Annotated in this window: 3 protein-coding genes; all 3 read right to left on the bottom strand. The window is 44.7% G+C overall.

Annotation, left to right across the window (positions count from 1 at the left end):
- Positions 1-749 (bottom strand): tyrosine-type recombinase/integrase (locus tag QI30_RS19710; protein WP_158621107.1); only part of this gene is annotated, 749 nt, incomplete at its 3' end.
- Positions 750-835: 86 nt separating this feature from the next.
- On the bottom strand, positions 836-973 hold the full coding sequence (locus QI30_RS19705) for a YvrJ family protein (protein ID WP_126992144.1): 138 nt from the start codon (positions 971-973) through the stop codon (positions 836-838).
- Positions 974-986: 13 nt separating this feature from the next.
- Positions 987-1,223 carry a hypothetical protein gene (locus QI30_RS19700; RefSeq protein ID WP_126992143.1) on the bottom strand — a complete coding sequence of 79 codons (237 nt, stop codon included), beginning with the start codon at positions 1,221-1,223 and terminating at the stop codon, positions 987-989.
- Positions 1,224-1,357 lie beyond the last annotated feature (134 nt).

Below are 1,357 nucleotides of genomic sequence, written 5' to 3'. Positions count from 1 at the left end.
GTCATCGTTAAAGAACGATGCCCGAGTAGCAACTGGATTTGCTCAATCGGCACGCCGTTTTCTAACAAACGTGTCGCAAATGTATGGCGCAACACGTGACAGCTGAAGCTGATGCCCGTTTTTTTCGAAAAATTACTCGCGTGACGTTGTAATGTACGCGCGCTGCAACGGAAAGCAGATTCAGACGACACATCTAGTTGATTGACATAATCCGCGACAACTCGCGCCGCTTGTGGGAACATAACAGGTATTTGCCGATCACTCCCCCATTTCGCATCATGAATGTTGATATAAAGCGCGCCCTCGATGTATTGGAAGTCACTTTTTTTCAGTTTCGCCACTTCGGCCACGCGAGCACCCGTACCGAGCATCAAGTAAAATGCGGCACGCGTATGAGCAGGTAGTCGGTCAATGTAACTGACAAACTCGTTAATTTCCTCATCGCTCAATCGACGCTGTGAATGTGGCTGCACCTTGATTTTGATCATCTTAGAAACCGGATTGAAGTTCGCTTCTTCCGCCATGATCAAGTAGTCGTAATAGTTACGGACGCATGACAGGATGCCGTTTACCGTACGACCTGACTTGTTTTGAGCCAGTAACGCTTCCTTAAATTCCAAAATGTCGGCCCTCGATACTTCGTTCACCGCTTTTCCGACGTATGAAAGCCATGCATCGAATGCTAAAAGGTGATAACGATATGTTTCGATTGTATTAATCGCTTTTCCTTCGAACTCCAGGTGTTGCAAATACTTATTAATTTGTAGCATCAAAAGTCCCCCTTGGCGCATATTTAGATATATGTCGTATGTCCAAACTGCAATAGCGCGATTTTTTAATCTTTATTTTGTGAATGCGTAAGCTCCATAATGCTATTCGTCAACGCTTCAATCTTCTTTTCCATTCTCGTTAGCAAGTAAATCGCCAGTAAAAACGAGAAACCATAATCAAAGTATTGGAACAGATCCTCCATCGTCAGTCCCCCTTTAATTAAACTTAAATCCAGTGTCTCCATCTGTTGTCACCGGAATATTGAGCACATCACCCAAATTTTCGCCGCACACGCGACAAAGAGCAATCGTGCCTTGCAAGTATTCGCCAGTCGGTGCGTCATAGATAAGCAGCGTAAAATAGACATCTTTGACGCGATCGCAACACTCACACTTTTTGTAAACCTTATTCGCCAGTGAAACGATCTTGAGCCGACTTTTCTTCATTGCCATCCCGCTCCCCCCCTTTCTCGCAAAAAAAGCTAGGACAAGCCTAGCTTTCAAATTATTCGATTGTTAAGCCAATGTTGCTTGTCGTTTGGTCAATGATGTGCGCACTCTTAATTTGCGGTGCTGGGCCTAAATCA

Source organism: Candidatus Kurthia intestinigallinarum (assembly GCF_003991225.1).
Lineage (GTDB): Bacteria > Bacillota > Bacilli > Bacillales_A > Planococcaceae > Kurthia > Kurthia populi.
This window is presented reverse-complemented; position numbering and strand designations above follow the sequence as displayed.

What these genes read in the sequence shown, in the direction of transcription:
- QI30_RS19705 (WP_126992144.1), bottom strand. Translation starts at nt 973, where the DNA reads ATGGAGGATCTGTTCCAATACTTTGATTATGGTTTCTCGTTTTTACTG.
- QI30_RS19700 (WP_126992143.1), bottom strand. Translation starts at nt 1,223, where the DNA reads ATGGCAATGAAGAAAAGTCGGCTCAAGATCGTTTCACTGGCGAATAAG.